Origin of the sequence: Streptomyces sp. URMC 124, assembly GCF_051386455.1 — a bacterium.
Classification (GTDB): domain Bacteria; phylum Actinomycetota; class Actinomycetes; order Streptomycetales; family Streptomycetaceae; genus Streptomyces.
The window spans coordinates 1-18,791 of sequence record NZ_JBPQTS010000150.1 but is presented as its reverse complement, the minus strand read 5'-3'; the positions used below and the strand labels follow the sequence as shown (position 1 = coordinate 18,791).

General features: G+C 72.4%; 15 protein-coding genes and 2 pseudogenes. 11 read left to right on the top strand and 6 right to left on the bottom strand.

The annotated features are described in order from the left end of the window. Positions 1–1,490, top strand: a 1,490-nt coding sequence (locus ACSNOG_RS25970) for a molybdopterin molybdotransferase MoeA (RefSeq protein ID WP_436755129.1), incomplete at its 5' end; no start/stop codon positions are given. Between the two features lie 3 nt (positions 1,491–1,493). Here ACSNOG_RS25970 and ACSNOG_RS25965 read toward each other — a convergent pair. Then, positions 1,494–2,594 (bottom strand): potassium channel family protein, encoded by a 1,101-nt coding sequence (locus ACSNOG_RS25965; RefSeq protein WP_436755128.1) that lies wholly within the window; start codon positions 2,592–2,594, stop codon positions 1,494–1,496. Positions 2,595–2,645: 51 nt separating this feature from the next. On the opposite strand from ACSNOG_RS25965, the gene ACSNOG_RS25960 reads away from it, so the two are divergent. The 3 genes from ACSNOG_RS25960 (at position 2,646) to ACSNOG_RS25950 (ending at position 5,070) form a co-directional block, all read left to right on the top strand. Continuing rightward, positions 2,646–3,623 carry an NAD(P)H-quinone oxidoreductase gene (locus ACSNOG_RS25960; protein ID WP_436755127.1) on the top strand — a complete coding sequence of 326 codons (978 nt, stop codon included), beginning with the start codon at positions 2,646–2,648 and terminating at the stop codon, positions 3,621–3,623. A 314-nt stretch (positions 3,624–3,937) separates the two neighbouring features. Continuing rightward, on the top strand, positions 3,938–4,294 hold the full coding sequence (locus ACSNOG_RS25955; protein ID WP_436755126.1) for a hypothetical protein: 357 nt from the start codon (positions 3,938–3,940) through the stop codon (positions 4,292–4,294). Between the two features lie 215 nt (positions 4,295–4,509). Next, positions 4,510–5,070, top strand: a complete 561-nt coding sequence (locus ACSNOG_RS25950; RefSeq protein WP_168091711.1) for a bacterial proteasome activator family protein — start codon at positions 4,510–4,512, stop codon at positions 5,068–5,070. Positions 5,071–5,193: 123 nt separating this feature from the next. Here the strand turns inward: ACSNOG_RS25950 and ACSNOG_RS25945 are convergent, their stop codons facing one another. Further along, a complete protein-coding gene (locus ACSNOG_RS25945) occupies positions 5,194–6,963 on the bottom strand; it encodes a protein kinase domain-containing protein (protein ID WP_436755125.1) in 1,770 nt (589 codons plus the stop codon). 383 nt (positions 6,964–7,346) lie between these two features. Between ACSNOG_RS25945 and ACSNOG_RS25940 the strand changes: the two genes are divergently transcribed. After that, complete coding sequence (locus ACSNOG_RS25940; protein ID WP_436755124.1) at positions 7,347–9,014, top strand: protein kinase domain-containing protein; 1,668 nt, start codon at positions 7,347–7,349, stop codon at positions 9,012–9,014. Positions 9,015–9,150: 136 nt separating this feature from the next. On the opposite strand, the gene ACSNOG_RS25935 is transcribed toward ACSNOG_RS25940, so the two are convergent. The 3 genes from ACSNOG_RS25935 to ACSNOG_RS25925 form a co-directional block, all read right to left on the bottom strand. Beyond that, complete coding sequence (locus ACSNOG_RS25935) at positions 9,151–10,269, bottom strand: phosphotransferase (RefSeq protein WP_436755123.1); 1,119 nt, start codon at positions 10,267–10,269, stop codon at positions 9,151–9,153. A 15-nt stretch (positions 10,270–10,284) separates the two neighbouring features. Next, positions 10,285–10,719 (bottom strand): pyridoxamine 5'-phosphate oxidase family protein, encoded by a 435-nt coding sequence (locus ACSNOG_RS25930; RefSeq protein WP_436755122.1) that lies wholly within the window; start codon positions 10,717–10,719, stop codon positions 10,285–10,287. A 93-nt stretch (positions 10,720–10,812) separates the two neighbouring features. Then, on the bottom strand, positions 10,813–11,472 hold the full coding sequence (locus ACSNOG_RS25925) for a response regulator (RefSeq protein WP_436755121.1): 660 nt from the start codon (positions 11,470–11,472) through the stop codon (positions 10,813–10,815). A gap of 363 nt (positions 11,473–11,835) precedes the next feature. On the opposite strand from ACSNOG_RS25925, the gene pdhA reads away from it, so the two are divergent. The 6 genes and pseudogenes from pdhA to ACSNOG_RS25895 all read left to right on the top strand — a co-directional run. Next, the gene (gene pdhA / locus ACSNOG_RS25920; protein ID WP_436755120.1) at positions 11,836–12,987 is read left to right on the top strand and encodes a pyruvate dehydrogenase (acetyl-transferring) E1 component subunit alpha; all 1,152 of its coding nucleotides are present in this window, start codon (positions 11,836–11,838) and stop codon (positions 12,985–12,987) included. After that, positions 12,987–13,967 carry an alpha-ketoacid dehydrogenase subunit beta gene (locus ACSNOG_RS25915; RefSeq protein WP_436755119.1) on the top strand — a complete coding sequence of 327 codons (981 nt, stop codon included), beginning with the start codon at positions 12,987–12,989 and terminating at the stop codon, positions 13,965–13,967. The genes pdhA and ACSNOG_RS25915 overlap by 1 nt, the downstream gene beginning before the upstream one ends. A 23-nt stretch (positions 13,968–13,990) precedes the next feature. Further along, complete coding sequence (locus ACSNOG_RS25910; protein ID WP_436755118.1) at positions 13,991–15,469, top strand: dihydrolipoamide acetyltransferase family protein; 1,479 nt, start codon at positions 13,991–13,993, stop codon at positions 15,467–15,469. Positions 15,470–15,772: 303 nt separating this feature from the next. Continuing rightward, entirely contained in the window at positions 15,773–16,603 is an 831-nt protein-coding gene (locus ACSNOG_RS25905) for a helix-turn-helix transcriptional regulator (protein ID WP_436755117.1), read from the top strand. A 105-nt stretch (positions 16,604–16,708) separates the two neighbouring features. After that, the gene (locus ACSNOG_RS25900) at positions 16,709–17,380 is read left to right on the top strand and encodes a GntR family transcriptional regulator (protein ID WP_436755116.1); all 672 of its coding nucleotides are present in this window, start codon (positions 16,709–16,711) and stop codon (positions 17,378–17,380) included. A 60-nt stretch (positions 17,381–17,440) separates the two neighbouring features. After that, positions 17,441–18,727: pseudogene (locus ACSNOG_RS25895) on the top strand (MFS transporter); the annotation flags it as partial. Here the strand turns inward: ACSNOG_RS25895 and ACSNOG_RS25890 are convergent. Further along, positions 18,712–18,791 (bottom strand): annotated as a pseudogene (locus ACSNOG_RS25890) (5-deoxy-glucuronate isomerase); the annotation flags it as partial. The pseudogenes ACSNOG_RS25895 and ACSNOG_RS25890 overlap by 16 nt on opposite strands.

The window sequence follows — 18,791 nt, the reverse complement described above, 5'->3', positions numbered from 1 at the left end:
GTCCCGCGGACCGCCACGCCGAGCGGACCGCCCACCCCCACGGCGACGACGCGCCGCGCGGCGGCACCCGCGCCCCCTTCGCCTACTTCCCGTTCGACGAGATACCCGTCGGGGGCGGCGTGGTCGACGGTGGACGAGGCGTCGGCGCCACGCCCCGCAGGCCCGCGCCGGAGGACGAATCCGGCCGCCCCGGCCCTGCTCCCGGCCGTGCCCCCGCCTTCGACGCCTTCCCCTTCATCGACGTCGCCGAGGACGAAAAGCGGGCCCGCCCCATGACGCCCGAAGACACCCCGAACCACGCCACCCCCCATCGCTCCGGCCGCTCCACCCCCTGGCCCACGGCCCGGGACGTCGCGGCCGCTGCCGCCGAGACCCTCCCCGCCGAGGAGCGGCCCCTGGCCGACGCCCTCGGGCAGGTCCTCGCCGAGCCGCTCGTCGCCCTCACCGACCTGCCCTCCTTCGACACCTCCGCCATGGACGGCTGGGCCGTCTCCGGCCCCGGCCCCTGGCGTCTGCCCCCGTCCGGCGAACAGGACGTCCTCGCCGGCCGCCCGGGCACGGGCCCGCTGCGCGACGGGCACGCCCTGCGGATCGCCACGGGCGCGCGCATCCCGGCCGGGGCGACGGCCGTGCTCCGCAGCGAGCACGGCGAAGTGACCGTGCAGGGCGAGCTGCTGGCCAGCCGGCACGTCAGCCACGGCCAGGACATCCGGCCGCGCGGCGGCGAGTGCCGGCAGGGCGACCGGCTCGTGCCCGCGGGCACGGTCGTCACGCCGCCCCTGCTCGGCCTCGCGGCCGCCGCCGGCTACGACACGCTGACCGTCACCCGCCGCCCCCGCGTCGACGTGCTCGTCCTCGGCGACGAACTGCTCCACGAGGGCCTGCCCGAAGGCGGTCTGATCCGCGACGCGCTCGGGCCGATGCTCGGGCCCTGGCTGCGCTCGCTCGGCGCCGAGCCGGGCAAGGCCCTGCGCATCGGCGATGACGCGGACGCCCTGCACGACGCGCTCGCCGCCTCCACCGCGGACGTCGTCGTCACCACCGGCGGTACCGCCTCGGGGCCCGTGGACCACGTCCACCCCACGCTGCACCGCCTGGGCGCGGAGCTGCTCGTCGACGGCGTCGCCGTGCGGCCCGGGCACCCCATGCTGCTCGCCCGCCTCGCGCCAGGGCGCCTCCTCGTCGGCCTGCCCGGGAATCCGCTCGCCGCGGTGGCCGGCCTGCTGACGCTCGCCGAGCCGCTGCTGCGCACGCTCACCGGGCGCGCGGGGGGCGCTCCGCCGCGGTCGGCGCCGGTGGAGCCGGTGTCCGGGCATCCTGCCGACACGCGGCTCGTGCCGGTCACGTACGAGGGGCCCGGGCGGGTACGGCCCCTGCGGTTCCACGGGCCCGCGATGCTGCGGGGGCTGGCTGCGGCCGACGGCTTGGCGGTCGTGCCGCCGGGCGGGGCGGGGCGGGGTGCGGACCTGGAGGTCCTGGGGTTGCCGTAGCGGCTAGTCCGCCTCGGGCGCCCCGGCCTTCCTGATCGTGATCAGCCGGTCCGCGAGCTGCAGCGTGGCCGCTTCCGGGTCCGTGAAGTGCAGGAGCCGGTGCCCGCGCACCACCGCCACGACGAGGTCCTCGCAGTCGCGCGGCGAGTGGCCGGCCTCCCGCTTGGTGACCGGGCGTTCGGCGACGTCCAGGCCGTTCCCGTACGTCAGCAGGTCCTCCAGGACCGTGCCGACGTTGGGGCTCATCATCGACATGCCGAGGAGGCGGCCGGCCGAGCTGGAGCTGGTCACGACCGTGTTCGCGCCGCTCTGCCGCAGCAGCGGAACGTTCTCGTCCTCCCGGACGGCGACGACGATCGTGGCCGACTTGTTCAGCTGCCGGGCCGTCAGGGTGACCAGCGCCGCGGTGTCGTCCCGCTGGGTGGTGATGACGATCTGGGAGGCCCGCGCCAGCTCCGCCCGCAGCAGGGTCTCGGAGCGCGTCGCGTCGCCCAGGACGCCCACGAGGCCCTCGGCCGCCGCGGCGTCGACCACCTTCTTCTGCGGGTCGACCACGATGATCTTGCTCTTGGGCTTGCCCTGCCCGAGCAGCGTCTCGACGGCGTGCCGGCCCTTGGTGCCGTAGCCGACGACGACGGTGTGCTCCCGCATCCTGTTCCTCCAGCGGTGGACGCGCACCTGATGGCGCGTGCGCTCGGTCAACACTTCCAGGGTCGTTCCCACCAAAATGATCAGGAACAGCACGCGCAACGGCGTGATCAGGAAGATATTCGTCAGCCGCGCCGAGTCGCTCACCGGCGTGATGTCGCCGTAGCCCGTGGTCGACAGGGTCACGGTCGCGTAGTACGCGGCGTCCAGGAAGCCGACGCCGCCGCCCGCGTTGTCGTGGTAGCCCTCGCTGTCGGCGTAGACGATCAGCGTGGTGACGGCCAGCACCAGCAGGGCCATGACCAGCCGCTGCAGCACCTGCCGCAGCGGCGGCGCGACGCGCCGGGCGGGCATCACGATCGAACGGCCCGCCTCGGGGTCGTCGTCGGCCTCGCCTCGGGTGCGGTCCCACAGGGTCCGGAACAGCGAGATCCGGTTCATCTTGCGCGTCAGCATGCCCCCCATATTCCGTGATCATCGCGGTGCCCCGGCGGTAGCCTCGCGACCATGTATGCGATCACCATTCCCGAGCCAGGCGGGCCCGAGGCCCTGGTGTGGACCGAAGTGCCCGACCCCGTGCCCGGCGAGGGCGAGGTCCTGGTCGAGGTCGTGGCCAGCGCGGTCAACCGTGCGGACGTCGTCCAGCGGCAGGGTTTCTACGACCCGCCGCCCGGCGCCTCCCCCTATCCCGGTCTGGAGTGCTCCGGCCGGATCGCCGCGCTCGGCCCCGGGGTGAGCGGCTGGGCGGTCGGCGACGAGGTGTGCGCGCTGCTGGCGGGCGGCGGATACGCGCAGAAGGTCTGCGTCCCCGCGGGCCAGCTCCTGCCCGTCCCCGACGGCATGGACCTGGTCACGGCGGCCTGTCTGCCGGAGGTGGCCGCGACCGTCTGGTCCAACGTGTTCATGGTGGCCCACCTGCGGCCCGGCGAGACCTTCCTCGTCCACGGCGGGGGCAGCGGCATCGGCACCATGGCCGTGCAGCTGGCCAAGGCCGTCGGCGCGCGCGTCGCCGTCACCGCGGGCAGCGAGGACAAGCTGGAGGCCTGCCGCGAGCTGGGCGCGGACATCCTCATCGACTACCGCGAGCAGGACTTCGTCGAGGAGCTGCACAAGGTCACCGGCGGTGTCGGCGCCGACGTCGTCCTGGACATCGTCGGGGCGAAGTACCTCGGGCGGAACGTGGACGCCCTCGCCGTCAACGGGCGTCTCGTGATCATCGGCCTGCAGGGCGGCCGCAAGGCCGAGCTCGACCTCGCCGCCCTGCTCACCAAGCGCGCCGCGGTGATGGGCACCTCCCTGCGCGGCCGCCCGCTGGCCGAGAAGGCGGCGATCATCGCGGCCGTGCGGGAGCACGTGTGGCCGCTCATCGCCGGCGGACGGGTGCGCGCGGTCGTGGACCGCACGATGCCGATGGCCGAGGCCGCCGAGGCCCACCGCGTGATGGAGCGCAGCGCCCACGTGGGGAAGATCCTCCTCACGGTCTGACCCCGGGCCTGCCCCCGGCCCGATTCCCGGACCCGGCTCCGCCCCCGGCTCCCGGCCACTCTCCTGGGCCGCCCGCCGCGCCGCCCCGCCCACCCCGTGTGAGGGTGGGTGCGAGCGGCTCCGGCGGAAGCGGAGGGAGGCGACGTGGGCATGGGCGGCCGACAGCGGGCGGGCCTGCGGGCCGGTTTCATAGCCGGGCCGGTGCTCGCGGCCACCGTGCTGGTCGCCGCCGCCGCACCGGCCCTGGAGCCCCCCGACCCGTCTCCCGGCCGGCCTCCCCGGGCGCGTCCTCCACGGCGCCGGCCTCCTCGCCCGTGCCGTCCGGGGGATCCGCGGACGGCGACCCGCCGGGCGGGGCGCCCCTCGCCCGCGGACGTCCCGGCGAGCCGGCCGTCGTCGGAGGCGCCGTGGAGGACGCGCCCGGGGAGGCCGCCCCCGGCACCGGGCCCCCGGCCGTCGACGAGGCGGGCGGCGCCGCCGACCAGCCGCAGCAGGGCCCTTTCGGGCCGGTGACGCCCGACCCGGTCTCCACCCGCCCCGCCGCCGCCCGCAAGGCCGGGGCCGCGGCGTACGGCGACCGGGTGCTGCGCGTGCTCCCCCTCGGCACCGGGCTCGCCCTGACCGGTCTCGGCCTCGGCTTCTTCGCCCTGCGGCTGAGGCGCCCGCGATGAACCGATCAGATGCTGTACGGGAAGCGAGGAAAGGACGAACTGCCAAGGACGAACTGTCAAGGGCGAGTTGCCAAGGGCGAACTGCCGTGGAAAAGCCGGCGAAAAAGGGGCGCACGGAGTGAAAAAGGGGCGCGCGTCAGGGCGTGTGGCACGGTGGATCAGGCGTGTACGGGGGCATCAACAGGGGGAAATCACATGTGCGAGAGAATGGCGGCATGGATATGCCGAGGAATGAACGGTCGCAGGAGAGCCCGCAGGTCCTGGTCGTAGGCCCGGACGGCATGGCTCTCGGCAGCGCCAGCCCCGGCGGCGGGGAGGGCGACGACGAGTCGCGCGAGGTCCCGGTGACGGAGATGGTCGAACAGCCTGCGAAGGTCATGCGCATCGGCAGCATGATCAAGCAACTGCTGGAGGAAGTGCGGGCCGCCCCTCTCGACGAGGCGAGCAGGGTCCGGCTCAAGGAGATCCACCGCAGCTCCGTCAAGGAGCTGGAGGACGGCCTGGCCCCCGAGCTGGTCGAGGAGCTGGAGCGCCTCTCGCTCCCGTTCACCGACGACACGGTGCCCACCGAGGCGGAACTGCGCATCGCGCAGGCCCAGTTGGTCGGCTGGCTGGAAGGCCTGTTCCACGGCATCCAGACCGCGCTGTTCGCCCAGCAGATGGCGGCCCGCGCCCAGCTGGAGCAGATGCGCCGGGCGCTGCCGGCCGGTGTCCTCGGCGAGGACGACGGCGAGGGTCCGCAGCACGGCGGCGCGCGGTCGGGCCCCTACCTGTAGGCCCGTTCTGAATAAGCGTCATTCCGCTTGTGCGTGTGCCCGGTACGTCCACTCAAGACGTACCGGGCACACGCACAAGACGATCCGGACCGGCCAAGAAGAAACCGGCCAAGAAGAAACCGCTCAGGAAGAAGCCGGGTCGCCCGTCGAGACCGTCAGCACGAACTGGTCCGACGGCGACTTCGGGTCGAACGGGTCGCCCGCCGCGGGCACCTGGTTGAGCACCGTGCCCTTGCCCCACGTGTTCTCGGGCGACACGTCGACCCGGTACTTCCAGCCTGCGGCCTGCAGGCACGCCTTCACCGAGTCGATGTACATGTACCGGAAGTCGGGAGCCGACTTCTTCGACTTGTCGCTGTAGTACTCGTAGGCCTTGGTGCACTTCGACGGGTCGATGGTCTTCGACTTGTCGCCCTCCTTGTGCTTGCTCTGCGAGCCGCCCGTGGTGCCGCCGGCCGTGGTCGTGCCGCCCGCCGTGGTGGTGCCGCCACTGGTGGTCGTGCCGCCGCCCGGGGTGACCGGCGCCTGGCTCTGCCCGCCGGTGGTGCCTCCGGTGGTGCCGCCGCTGCCGCCGGCCTCGGTGCCCTTGTCGCTGCCGCTCAGGGTGATCGCCACGATGACGCCGATGACCGCGAGGCCCGCGACGACCGCCGAGCCGATGATGACGCCCTTGTTGCTCTTGCCGCCGCCCGGCGATCCGCCGGAGGCCGACGACCCGGAGGACGGGCTGATCGAGTAGGGCGGGGGCGTGCTGGGGCCCTGGGCGCTCTGGAAGGGCTGCACGGGGGTCGCGTATCCCCCGGGGCCCTGGGCGGCCTGCTGGGCGCCCGAGGAGGGCCCGTAGCCGCCGTTGTACGGCCCGGGGGCCGCCGGGGGCTGGTAGGGCGTCTGGACGCCGCCGGGGCCCGGTGCGGGGGTCTGCTGGTCGACGGGCGGGAAGACGGCGGAGCCGACGCCCGCGCCGCTGCGCGCCGGCGGACCGCCCGCGATGATGATCGGCGACGGCGCGGTCTGCGCCGTGCCCGCCACCCGCGCGCACTCGTCGCGCATGGACTCGGCGCTCGGGAAGCGCTCGTTCGGGTTCTTCTTCAGCGCCCGGGCGACGAGGGCGTCGACCGCCGGCGGGATCGAGCGGTTGATCGAGGACGGAGCGACCGGCTCCTCCTGGACGTGCGCGTAGGCGATGGCCAGCGGGGAGTCCGCGTCGAACGGCAGCCGCCCGGTCAGCAGCTCGAAGAGCATGATGCCGACCGAGTACAGGTCGGAGCGGGCGTCGACGCCGCGCCCGAGCGCCTGCTCGGGGGAGAGGTACTGCGGGGTGCCGACGACCATGCCGGTCTGCGTCATCGAGGTGACGCCGGACTGCATGGCGCGGGCGATGCCGAAGTCCATGACCTTGACCACGCCGCGCTTGGTCATCATCACGTTGCCGGGCTTGATGTCGCGGTGGACCAGGCCCATCTCGTGGCTGACCTCGAGCGCCGCCAGCACGTCGGCGGTGATCTTCAGCGCCTTCTCGGTCGGCATGGCGCCGTACTGGTGCACGTCGGCGTCGAGGACGGAGCGCAGCGGCTGGCCCTCGACGTACTCCATGACGATGTACGGCATGGTCGACCCGTCCAGGTCGTCCTCGCCCGTGTCGAACACCGAGACGATGTTGGTGTGTGTGAGCTTGGCGACGGCCTGGGCCTCGCGCCGGAAGCGCTCGCGGAAGGAGGCCTCGCGGCCCAGTTCCGTGTGGAGCGTCTTGATGGCGACCTGGCGGTCCAGGACGGAGTCGTAGGCCAGGTGGACGGAGGCCATGCCGCCCTCGCCCAGCAGGTCGCGGAGCTGGTAGCGGCCGCCACCGACAGACCGGCCCGCGTAGCGGCCCTGTGCGCCGTCCTGGCTCATCGTTCTACTTCCCCCTTGGGCGCACTGCCTGGCATACGTTCCGGCATTCGGTTCTGCATACGGTTCGGCATGTGATCCGGCATATGGTCCGCCGGTCCGGCGGTCCGTACGGTGATCCGTGCGGGCCCGTTCCGTCGGTTCTGTCGATATATCTCGGCCAAGTCTGCCCCAGGCCGCGGGCACGTCAAGCCGCGTGCCCGTTCCGTGACGGGATGCGAGACAAGACGTCACGAGATTTGCCTTGCCCAGGCCCGTGCGGGTTTGATAGCGCGTCCATCCCGGACCGGCGCACGCCGCGGAACCTGTAGCGTGCCTTAGCGGAAGACCGTTTTCCCACCGCAGCGCCTTCCGCGCGACGCGGCCAGACACGACGGCGAGGACTGATGGCACAGACGCAGAGCGCCCAGGGTCCGTCCGACCCTGACGCCAACGAGGGCGGAATGCCCGATGTGCCGGAAATGTGGGGCAACGGGGGGCTCGTCGGGGACGGCCGTTACCGCCTCACGCACAGGCTGGGCCGCGGCGGCATGGCCGAGGTCTTCGCCGCCGAGGACGTGCGCCTCGGCCGCACGGTGGCGGTGAAGCTGCTCCGTGCCGACCTGGCCGAGGACCCGGTCTCCAAGGCCCGCTTCACCCGCGAGGCCCAGTCGGTCGCCGGGCTCAACCACCACGCGGTCGTCGCCGTTTACGACTCCGGCGAGGACACCGTCGGCCGCAACGTCGTGCCGTACATCGTCATGGAACTGGTTGAAGGCCGCACCATCCGTGACCTGTTGCTCAACGCCGACGCCCCGCCGCCCGAGCAGGCGCTCATCATCGTCTCCGGCGTGCTGGAGGCCCTGGCCTACAGCCACCAGCACGGCATCGTGCACCGTGACATCAAGCCCGCCAACGTGATCATCACGAACAGCGGCGCGGTGAAGGTCATGGACTTCGGCATCGCCCGCGCCCTGCACGGCGCGGCCTCCACCATGACCCAGACCGGCATGGTCATGGGCACCCCGCAGTACCTTTCGCCCGAGCAGGCCCTCGGCAAGACCGTCGACGCCCGCTCGGACCTCTACGCCACCGGCTGCCTGCTCTACGAACTGCTGGCGCTGCGTCCTCCGTTCACCGGCGAGACCCCGCTCTCGGTCGTCTACCAGCACGTCCAGGACATGCCGGTGCCGCCCTCGCAGGTCCTCGGCAGCGTGCCGCCGGAGCTCGACGGGCTGGTCATGCGCTCCCTCGCCAAGGACCCGGACGACCGGTTCCAGAGCGCCGAGGAGATGCGCGGGCTGGTCCAGTACGCCCTGCAGATGCTGCACGACGCGGGCGCCCACTCCGGCGCCTGGGACACCGGCCCGGTCGACCACCTCGGCGGTGCCACGCAGGTGATGGGCGCCGTCGGCGGCCAGCACACCACGGCCATGCAGCACCCGCAGCACGGCGGCAACACCTCCCAGCAGCCGATACTGCCGCCCCGCCACGGCGACGACGGCGGGTTCGACGGCTACGGCGGTGGCGGCGGCCGGGGCGGCGGCAAGGGCAGGATGCTGCTGATCGCCGCCGTGGTGGCGATCGTGCTGGTGGCGGGCGTGGTCTACGCGCTGAAGTCGTTCCAGACGAGCGGCGGCGAGGGGAAGAAGCCCACCAAGGACAAGACGTCCGTGGGCCCCTCCACTCCCGGTCCCTCCGGCTCGCAGAGCCCCGACGCCCAGAAGTCCCCCGCCACGGGCCACAACGGCACCACGGGCGACACCGGCCGTCAGCGCGACTCGGACAGCGAGGACGACACCACGGACACCGACGAGGGCACCGGCGGCCGGCGCAAGCCGTCGCACGGGACGTCCGCTCCGCCGTCCAGCGCTCCGCCGTCCACGGACCCGTCGACCCAGCCCGACCCGTCGACCAAGCCGTCCACCGGCGGCGGCGACAACAAGCCCGGCACCACCACGGGCCAGTCGGGCAGCACCGGTACGACCACGGGCACCACGACCGGGCAGAGCGGCAGCACCGGCACCACCACCGGTCAGGGCAGCACGGCCGGCAACACGACCCCGGGCGGCTGAGCCGGCCGGTCATCAGCAGCAAGTACGTGAGGGCACCCGATGACGCATCGGGTGCCCTCGGTCGTCGGGGGACCGCCGGCCCTCGGGAGACCGCCGGCGGCTGCGGGGCCGCCGGTCGCCGGAGGACCTCCGGCCCTCACTCCGTGAACGCGTCCCGCACCGCCTCGTACGACCGCGTCCACCAGACCGTCAGCGCCGCCGAGGCCGGGAAGCCGGGGTCCGCGCGGTGGTCGCCCAGCTGGTAGCGCCAGCGCAGCATCCAGAAGTCGTTCAGCCGCTCCCACCACACGCGGTGCACGGCCGCGCCCAGCTCGGCCGGGTCGGCGCCGCTCGCCCGCCGGTACGCGCGCGCGTAGGGGCGTATCTTCGCGAGGTCCAGCGTGCCGTCGGGGCGCAGGAAGAAGATGACGGCCGCGCGGACGGCCTCCTCGGCGCGGGGCTGCACGCCGAGCCGGTCCCAGTCGACGATCGCGGCCGGTTCGCCGCCGCGGTAGAGCAGGTTGAGCGGGTGGAAGTCGCCGTGCACCCAGCCGGGGGCGGTGCCGTCGGCGGGGCGGCGGTGGGCGTGGCGCTCCAGCAGGGCGCGGCGTTCGATCAGCCGGTGCTCGGCGAGTTCGTCGAAGGAGTCGCGGGGCCGGCTGCCGGGGCCGCGGCGCACGAGCGCGAGGAGCTCCTCGATGAGGGCGTACGTGTCCTGGGGGTCCGCCGAGGCGTCTGCGGGCCGCCGGGCCCTTCCCGGGCCCTCACAGGCCCCTCCAGGGCCTTCTGCGGCCCCCGGGGGGCCGTCGGGGGGCTCTTCGCGGCAGACCTTCGCCAGGCAGGTGTGGACGTGGCCCAGCAGGGCGCCGAGCTTGCGCGACTGGGCGCGGGTCAGTTCGCCGCCGTCGCGGTGGCGGCCGTCGACCCAGGGGTGGAGGGCGTAGCAGCGGCCGCCGAGGACGGTGACGGTCGTGCCGTCCGTGCGGGCCACGGGCGGGGCGACGGGCAGGCCGAGGGCGGCCAGGCGCAGCGTGACGTCGTGCTGGCGGGCGATGGCGGCTTCGTCGCCGTCGAGGTGGTGCTTGAGGAAGAAGCGGCCGCGGGTGGTGGTGAGGCGGTAGCCGCGGTTGAGGAGGCCCTCGGTCAGGGGCGTGCAGGAGAGGGGTTCGCCGGCCCGGTCGTAGCGGCGCAGCAGGGTCCGCAGGGTGCCGGTGTCAGGTCCGATGTCGTCGGGTTTGGCGTCGGGCGGGACATCGGTGACAAGTGAGCGTGGCACGTCCCAAATGTTAGATCACGCTGAGTGCGCGGCCTGTCGCGCGGGGACCCCTTCGAGGTGATGCAGGGTGATGAACTGCGGTTCGATGCACAGGTATTCGGGGCGGAAGGGGGCCGCGTCCGCGAGGCGGGGCGGCCGGCCGAAGCGCTCCAGGTCGTCCCCGGAGGGGACGAAGAGGCGTGCCGTGCCGACGAATTGCACGGTCCACACGGCCTCGTCGCCCTCGCTGCGGCCGCTGAGGTTGTCGGCGCCGTACGCGACGACGTTGCCGTCGCAGGCCTGCGCGTAGCCGAAGTCGCCGTGGAGGCGGAGCAGGACGCTCTCGCCGGAGACGACGTGGCGGGCGACGGTGACGAAGGGGAGTGCGCGCATGCTGACCGAAAGACGGCCGTAGGGGGTGCGGTCGAGCAGTTCGAGGGCTCGGTATCGGTCGGGCTGCGCGGAGAGCATGGCACCACTGTGCACGCCTGTCCCACCCGCCTATAGGGGCACCCGCCCCTATAGCCCGGGACATTGGTCCCGAATCACCGGTTTACCGTACGTTCACCGCTTCTCGGCCTGCAGCCGGGCCACGTACGCCGCCGCCTGGGAGCGGCGTTCCATGCCGAGCTTGGAGAGCAGGCTGGAGACGTAGTTCTTGATCGTCTTCTCGGCCAGGTGCAGGCGCTCGCCGATCACGCGGTTGGTCAGGCCCTCGCCGATCAGGTCCAGGATCCGCCGCTCCTGGTCGGTCAGGCTCGCGAGCCGCTCGTCGCCGCGGGGGGCCTTGCCGTCGCGCAGCCGCTCCAGCACCCGCGCCGTCGCCACGGGGTCGAGCAGGGATTTCCCGGCGGCCACGTCCCGCACGGCGGCGAGCAACTCATTGCCACGAATGGCTTTCAGTACGTAACCGGACGCGCCCGCCATGATCGCGTCGAAGAGCGCCTCGTCATCGGCGAAGGAGGTGAGCATGAGGCATTTGATGTGCTCATCCTGCGAACGGATTTCCCGGCAGACTTCGACGCCGCTGCCATCCGGAAGGCGAACGTCCAGAACAGCGACGTCCGGCCGCACGGCCGGAATGCGCACCAGTGCGTCGGCGGCCGTACCGGCCTCCCCGACGACCTCGATGTCGGCCTCGACGGAGAGCATCTCGTGCACCCCGCGCCGGACAACCTCGTGGTCATCGAGCAGAAATACCGTGATTTTTCCTTGTTCGGGCACAGGGCCAGTCTCACACACCGAGTCTTCCCCTGCTCTTGTCCTCCGGGATAACGTGCCGTCGTTCCGGCAGCCCGCACGGGCTGTGCTCACAAGGTCGTGACCAGGAGCGTCGCCCCGCTTTCTCGATTTACTTGGAAATCCAAGCAAAATTGCAGGTCAGGCGGGGTTTCGCAGGAATGCGGCCTTCTGGGTAACGTGCTTATTGCAGGCCTTTCGCCGGGGCGCCTGTCACGCCCGGTTCCGGCCTCGGCACACCCACCCCGTGTGCCGTCGGGGATCGAGCGAGCATTCTCCTGCCTCACGGCGGGGGAACCCCCTCTGGCCGCCGGCGACCCCGGGGGCCGGACAGACGGAGGAGCACACGTGACTGTGGACAGCACTGCCGCGCGCAAGCCGCGCCGCGGCGGCAGCAAGCGCGCCGGCGCCAAGACCGCCACGGCGGCGGGCGCACCCGAGCTCGTACAGCTGCTGACGCCGGAGGGCGAGCGGGTCGAGCACCCCGACTACTCCATCGACCTGACCGCCGAGGAACTGCGTGGCCTGTACCGCGACATGGTGCTGACCCGCCGGTTCGACGCCGAGGCGACCACGCTGCAGCGCCAGGGCGAACTGGGCCTGTGGGCCTCCCTGCTGGGCCAGGAGGCCGCCCAGATCGGCTCCGGGCGGGCGACACGCCCGGACGACTACGTCTTCCCGACCTACCGCGAGCACGGCGTGGCCTGGTGCCGCGGGGTCGACCCCACCAACCTCCTCGGCATGTTCCGCGGCGTGAACAACGGCGGCTGGGACCCGAACGAGAACAACTTCCACCTGTACACGATCGTCATCGGCTCGCAGGCGCTGCACGCGACCGGTTACGCCATGGGCATCACCAAGGACGGCGCCGACTCCGCCGTCATCGCCTACTTCGGCGACGGCGCCTCCAGCCAGGGCGACGTGGCCGAGGCGTTCACCTTCGCGGCCGTCTACAACGCCCCGGTCGTCTTCTTCTGCCAGAACAACCAGTGGGCCATCTCCGAGCCCACCGAGAAGCAGACCCGCGTCCCGCTCTACCAGCGCGCGCAGGGCTACGGCTTCCCCGGCGTCCGCGTCGACGGCAACGACGTCCTCGCCTGCCTCGCGGTCACCAAGGCCGCCCTCGACCGGGCCCGCACCGGCGAGGGCCCGATGCTCATCGAGGCCTTCACGTACCGCATGGGCGCCCACACCACCTCCGACGACCCGACGCGCTACCGCCGCGACGAGGAGCGCGAGCTGTGGGAGGCCAAGGACCCGATCGCGCGCCTGCGCGCGTACCTGGAGCGCGAGGGCCACGCCGACGAGGCCTTCTTCGCCGCCCTGGAGACCGAGGCCGACGAGCTCGCCAAGCACGTGCGCGACCGCGTCCGCACCATGCCGGACCCCGACAACATGGCGATCTTCGACAACATCTACGCCGACGGCCACGCCCTCGTCGACGAGGAGCGCGCCCAGTTCGCCGCCTACCAGGCTTCGTTCGCCGAGGAGAGCCACTGATGACCGCCCAGAAGCTCTCGATCGTCAAGGCGATCAACGCCTCGCTGCGCACCGCGCTCGAGAACGACCCCAAGGTCCTCGTCATGGGCGAGGACGTCGGCAAGCTCGGCGGCGTCTTCCGCGTCACCGACGGCCTGCAGAAGGACTTCGGCGAGGAGCGGGTCATCGACACCCCGCTCGCCGAGTCCGGCATCGTCGGCACCGCGATCGGCCTGGCCCTGCGCGGCTACCGTCCCGTCGTCGAGATCCAGTTCGACGGTTTCGTCTTCCCGGCGTACGACCAGATCGTCACCCAGCTGGCCAAGATGCACGCCCGTGCGCTCGGCAAGATCAAGCTGCCGGTCGTCATCCGCATCCCCTACGGCGGCGCCATCGGTGCCGTCGAGCACCACAGCGAGTCGCCCGAGACCCTGTTCGCGCACGTCGCGGGCCTGAAGGTGGTCTCCCCGTCGAACGCCTCGGACGCCTACTGGATGCTCCAGCAGGCCATCCAGAGCGACGACCCGGTGATCTACTTCGAGCCCAAGCGCCGCTACCACGACAAGTCCGAGCTCGACACGGAGGCCATCCCGGCCCCCCTGCACGCCGCCCGCGTCGCCCGCCCGGGCGCGGACCTCACCCTCGCCGCCTACGGCCCGATGGTGAAGACCTGTCTGGAGGCCGCCGCCGCGGCCGAGGAGGAGGGCAAGTCCCTGGAGGTCCTGGACCTGCGCTCGATGTCGCCCGTCGACTTCGACGCGATCCAGGCGTCCGTGGAGCGCACCCGCCGCCTGGTCGTCGTCCACGAGGCCCCGGTCTTCCTGGGCACCGGTGCGGAGATCGCCGCCCGGATCACGGAGCGCTGCTTCTACCACCTGGAGGCACCGGTCCTGCGGGTCGGCGGATATCACGCGCCCTACCCGCCGTCCCGGCTCGAGGACGAGTACCTTCCGGGTCTGGACCGGGTGCTCGACGCCGTCGACCGCGCGCTGGCGTACTGAGGGGTTTGAGGAGAGTCGTGACCATGACTGCAAGGACCGCGAACGACCAGCGCTTCCGCGAGTTCAAGATGCCCGACGTGGGCGAGGGGCTCACCGAGGCCGAGATCCTCAAGTGGTACGTGGCCGTCGGCGACACCGTCGCCGACGGGCAGGTGGTGTGCGAGGTGGAGACGGCCAAGGCCGCCGTGGAGCTGCCGATCCCCTTCGACGGGGTCGTGCACGAGCTGCGCTTCCCCGAGGGGACGACCGTCGACGTCGGCCAGGTGATCATCTCGGTGGACACCCAGCCGGGGGCGGGGCCGGCCGCGCCGGCCTCCCCGGAGCCGGGCGAGGCCGCGGCAGCGCCCGCCGCCGAGCCGGAGGAGCCGCAGGGGCGGCAGGCCGTGCTCGTCGGCTACGGGGCGGCGCCCTCGTCCACGAAGCGCCGCGCGCGCAAGCAGCCTGCGCAGCAGGCGGCCGCTCCGGTCGCCGCCGCCGTCCAGGCCGAGCTCAACGGCCGCGCCCCGGGCGCGCCCGCGGCACCGGCGCCCATAGTGCCCGCCGCCGCCGAAAAGATTCCGCAGGCCCCCGGGGCGGGACAGGCCCCCGCCGCGCAGGCGGGCGCGCGTCCCCTCGCCAAGCCTCCCGTGCGCAAGCTCGCCAAGGACCTCGGGGTCGATCTCGCCTCCGTCGTTCCGTCCGGTGCCGACGGCATCGTGACCCGTGAGGACGTGCACGCCGCCGCATCGGCCGCGACTGCCCCGGTCGCGGAGGAGCCGGCGGCCGTCGCGGAGGTGCCCGCGGCCGCGCCGGACCTCGCCGCGCGCGAGGTGCGGATCCCGGTCAAGGGCGTGCGCAAGGCCACCGCCCAGGCGATGGTCGCGAGCGCCTTCACCGCGCCGCACGTCACGGAGTTCGTCACCGTCGACGTGACCCGCACGATGAAGCTGGTGCAGAAGCTCAAGGACGACCCGGACATGGCGGGTCTGCGGGTCAACCCGCTGCTGCTCGTCGCGAAGGCGTTCCTCGTCGCGATCAAGCGGAACCCGGACGTGAACGCGTCGTGGGACGAGGCCAACCAGGAGATCGTCCGCAAGGGCTACGTGAACCTGGGCATCGCGGCGGCGACGCCGCGCGGGCTGATCGTGCCGAACATCAAGGACGCGGGCGCCAAGACGCTCCCCGAGCTGTCCACGGCGCTGTCCGAGCTGGTGGCGACCGCCCGCGAGGGGAAGACGAGCCCGGCGGCCATGTCCGGCGGCACGGTCACCATCACCAACGTGGGCGTCTTCGGCGTCGACACCGGCACGCCCATCCTCAACCCGGGCGAGTCCGCGATCCTGGCCGTCGGTGCGATCAAGCTGCAGCCGTGGGTGCACAAGGGCAAGGTCAAGCCGCGCCAGGTGACGACGCTGGCGCTCTCCTTCGACCACCGCCTGGTCGACGGGGAGCTGGGTTCGAAGGTGCTGGCCGACACGGCCGCCGTGCTGGAGAATCCGCAGCGGCTGATTACCTGGGGATAGTGGCCGGTCACCCGGAGATACGCCGATAGGCGCGATAGCGCTCGATAACGAGCGATATCGCTCCGGGATGCCGCACCGGGGGTAATACTCCGGTGCAGTAAGCACTAGTTGAAACCAGAACGACAAAAGGCCCGGACGCCTCCCTCCTCACCCCCCTCCAGCGAGGAGAGAGAGCTGCGTCCGGGCCTCTGCCGTCATGCGGAGCGGCCTCGGGAATCCCGCCAGGTCAGCGGCTGGAATAGCCCGTGCGGGGCAATTTACTTAAGATTGACCAACACTTGCAGTGTCGGAATGGGAGGACGCGTGGACGGTGCCGACCACGTGGACGGGGAATCCATCAGCCGCCTTCTCCGCGCCTGGCGGGCCCGGGTGGACGCGCGTACCGTCCGTGAGCTGCGCGGTGTCTTCCCGCGCCCCGGCCGCCGCCTTTCCCAGGCCCACGTGGCCCGGCTCACCGGAGTGAGCGAGGGCTGGTACCGCGCGCTGGAGGCCGGCCGCCGTCAGGACTTCTCCGAGAATTTCCTGCTCCGGGTCGCCCGCGCACTGCAACTGAGCGAGGCCGAGACGCTCACGCTCTTTCTCGCCGTGTGCGGCCGCCGCCCGCCCGGAGGACTCTCCCGCGAACCGGGCGCCGCGGGCGATCTGCCGCACGGCGTCAAAGCCCTGCTGGAACAGCAGGTGACCTATCCCGCCTATCTCTCCGACGTGGCCTGGAATATCGTCGCGGCGAATTCCCTCATGAGCGAGTGGTTTCCCTGGGTGCTCAAGCCCGGTGCCAATCTCATGCGCTGGGCGCTGCTCGACCCCGAGGCCCGCGAGCAGATGCTCGACTGGGAGGACGCCTGCGCCCGTACGTACCTCGCCATGCTGCGCGTCGCCGCCAACAGCAATCCCGACAACGCCGAACTGCGCACGCTCGTGCGGGACATCCTCGACGCGGACGCCGACTGCCGGCGCATCTGGTCCGAGGAGCACGACGTTGTCGAGCACCGCGACGGCGACGTCTTCCGGCTGCAACTGCCCTTCCACGGTGGACGGGAGGTGCGGGTGACGAGTCATGTGCTGTTGCCGATACAGCGTCCTGACCTGAGGTTCGTCTTCATCACGCCTGCGGACGGCTGGACGGCCCCTTAGGCCTTGCCGGGCGGACGGCTGGACGGGGCCGTACGCCGGGACGCCCCTCGTCCGGATCGCGGACCCCCTCTTTCTGCGTATATATGTTGTATCTAAGCTGTGCTCATGCCAACCGCCCCGCCCGTGCCGCTCCGGCGGACCAAGCAGCCCCCCGCCGCCGAACGCGTCTACGCGCACGTCAAGGAAGCCGTCCTGCACCGCCGTTACGAAGGCGGCACGCTGCTCACCGAGGGAGACCTGGCCGAGGCCACCGGCGTCTCGCGGACGCCGGTGCGCGAGGCGCTGCTGCGCCTGGAGGCCGAAGGGCTGATCAAGCTCTATCCGAAGAAGGGCGCCCTCGTCCTGCCCGTCTCCGCCCAGGAGATAGCGGACGTGGTCGAGACCCGGCTGCTGGTGGAGAAGTACGCCGCGGCCAAGGCCGTCCCCGCCTCCCCGCTGCTCATCGCCCGCCTGGAGGAGCTGCTCGACGACATGGAACGCCAGGCCGCGGCCGGCGACCTGGCCGCGGTCTCCGTCAGCGACCGCGCCTTCCACGCCGAGATCGTGCGCAGCGCCGGCAACCAGATCCTCTCCCGGCTCTACGACCAGCTGCGCGACCGGCAGCTGCGGATGGGCGTGGCCGTGATGCACGCCCACCCCGGCCGCATCGCCAAGAACCACAGCGAGCACACCGAGATCCTCGAAGCCCTGCGCGCGGGCGACGCCGCGCGCGCGGTCGCCGTCATCGACCAGCACGTCAGCTGGGTGCGCAACCTGGCCCGGGGCGAGAGCCGGTGAACGGCCGGGGGCACCGATGAAGGAGCCGAAGGAGCAGACGAAGGAGCAGGGGGAGCACCGATGAGTCAGGGGGCCGCAGCGCTGCCCGGCGACCCACCCGGCGGACGGCGCGCGGTCGCCGTCTGGGGGATCGGCGTCGGGGTGTACTTCGTCGCGATCATCTTCCGCACCAGCCTGGGCGTGGCCGGGATCGACGCCGCCGAGCGCTTCCATATCAACGCCTCGGCGCTGTCCACCTTCTCCATACTCCAGCTGCTCGTGTACGCGGGCATGCAGATACCCGTCGGCCTGCTGGTCGACCGGCTGGGCACCAAGAAGGTGCTGGCCCTCGGCGCCGTGCTGTTCACCGCCGGGCAGTTCGCCTTCGCGCTCTCCCACTCCTACGGGACGGCCCTGGCCAGCCGGGCCCTGCTCGGCTGCGGCGACGCGATGACGTTCATCAGCGTGCTGCGGCTGGGCGCCCGCTGGTTCCCCGCCCGGCGCGGCCCGATGATCGCGCAGGTCGCGGCGCTCTTCGGCATGGCGGGCAACCTCGTCTCGACGATGCTGCTGGCCCGGCTGCTGCACGGGGCCGGCTGGACCGCCACCTTCGGCGGCAGCGCGGCCGCGGGCGTGTTCGTCCTCGTCCTGATGCTGCTGTTCCTCAAGGACCACCCGGAGGGCCACGAGCCGCCGGCCACCGCCCCCGCCGGCGGCAAGGGCTTCGTCCGCCGGCAGATCGCCCGGGCCTGGCGCGAGCCCGGCACCCGGCTCGGCATGTGGGTGCACTTCACGACGCAGTTCCCGGCGATGGTCTTCCTGCTGCTGTGGGGCATGCCGTTCCTCGTGGAGGCGGAGGGCCTCTCCCGTGAGACCGCGGGCCTGCTGCTGACCGTGGTCGTGCTCTCCAGCATGGCGGTCGGTCTGGTCTACGGGCAGGTCATCGCCCGTCACCACGCGGCGCGGCTGCCGCTCGCGCTCGGCACGGTCGCCGCGACCGCCCTGGTGTGGGCGGCGGTGGCCGCCTGGCCCGGCGCGCACGCGCCCATGTGGCTGCTGGTGACCGAGTGCCTCGTGCTCGGCGCGTGCGGCCCCGCCTCGATGATCGGCTTCGACTTCGCCCGCCCCGCCAACCCGCCCGAGCGCCAGGGCACCGCCTCCGGCATCGTCAACATGGGCGGCTTCGTCGCCTCGATGACGACGCTGCTGGCCGTGGGCCTGCTGCTCGACGCGACCGGGGACGACTACCGGGTCGCGTTCGCCTCCGTGTTCGTCCTGGAGGCGCTGGGGCTGTCGCAGATCCTGCGGCTGCGGACGCGGGCGCAGCAGCGCGAGCGCGAGCGGATCGTGGCCTCGCGCGTGGACTCCTCGCCCGGGTGGTGCTCGTCGTGCTTGTGGGGCGGGTACGAGGACCAGTTGCCGCCCGGGGTGA

Coding starts and splice junctions, on each gene's coding strand:
- ACSNOG_RS25930 (WP_436755122.1), bottom strand. CDS start 10,719: ATGCTCTCCGCGCAGCCCGACCGATACCGAGCCCTCGAACTGCTCGAC.
- ACSNOG_RS25960 (WP_436755127.1), top strand. CDS start 2,646: ATGTATGCGATCACCATTCCCGAGCCAGGCGGGCCCGAGGCCCTGGTG.
- ACSNOG_RS25945 (WP_436755125.1), bottom strand. CDS start 6,963: ATGAGCCAGGACGGCGCACAGGGCCGCTACGCGGGCCGGTCTGTCGGT.
- ACSNOG_RS25940 (WP_436755124.1), top strand. CDS start 7,347: ATGGCACAGACGCAGAGCGCCCAGGGTCCGTCCGACCCTGACGCCAAC.
- ACSNOG_RS25900 (WP_436755116.1), top strand. CDS start 16,709: ATGCCAACCGCCCCGCCCGTGCCGCTCCGGCGGACCAAGCAGCCCCCC.
- ACSNOG_RS25950 (WP_168091711.1), top strand. CDS start 4,510: ATGGATATGCCGAGGAATGAACGGTCGCAGGAGAGCCCGCAGGTCCTG.
- ACSNOG_RS25910 (WP_436755118.1), top strand. CDS start 13,991: ATGACTGCAAGGACCGCGAACGACCAGCGCTTCCGCGAGTTCAAGATG.
- ACSNOG_RS25965 (WP_436755128.1), bottom strand. CDS start 2,594: ATGCTGACGCGCAAGATGAACCGGATCTCGCTGTTCCGGACCCTGTGG.
- ACSNOG_RS25915 (WP_436755119.1), top strand. CDS start 12,987: ATGACCGCCCAGAAGCTCTCGATCGTCAAGGCGATCAACGCCTCGCTG.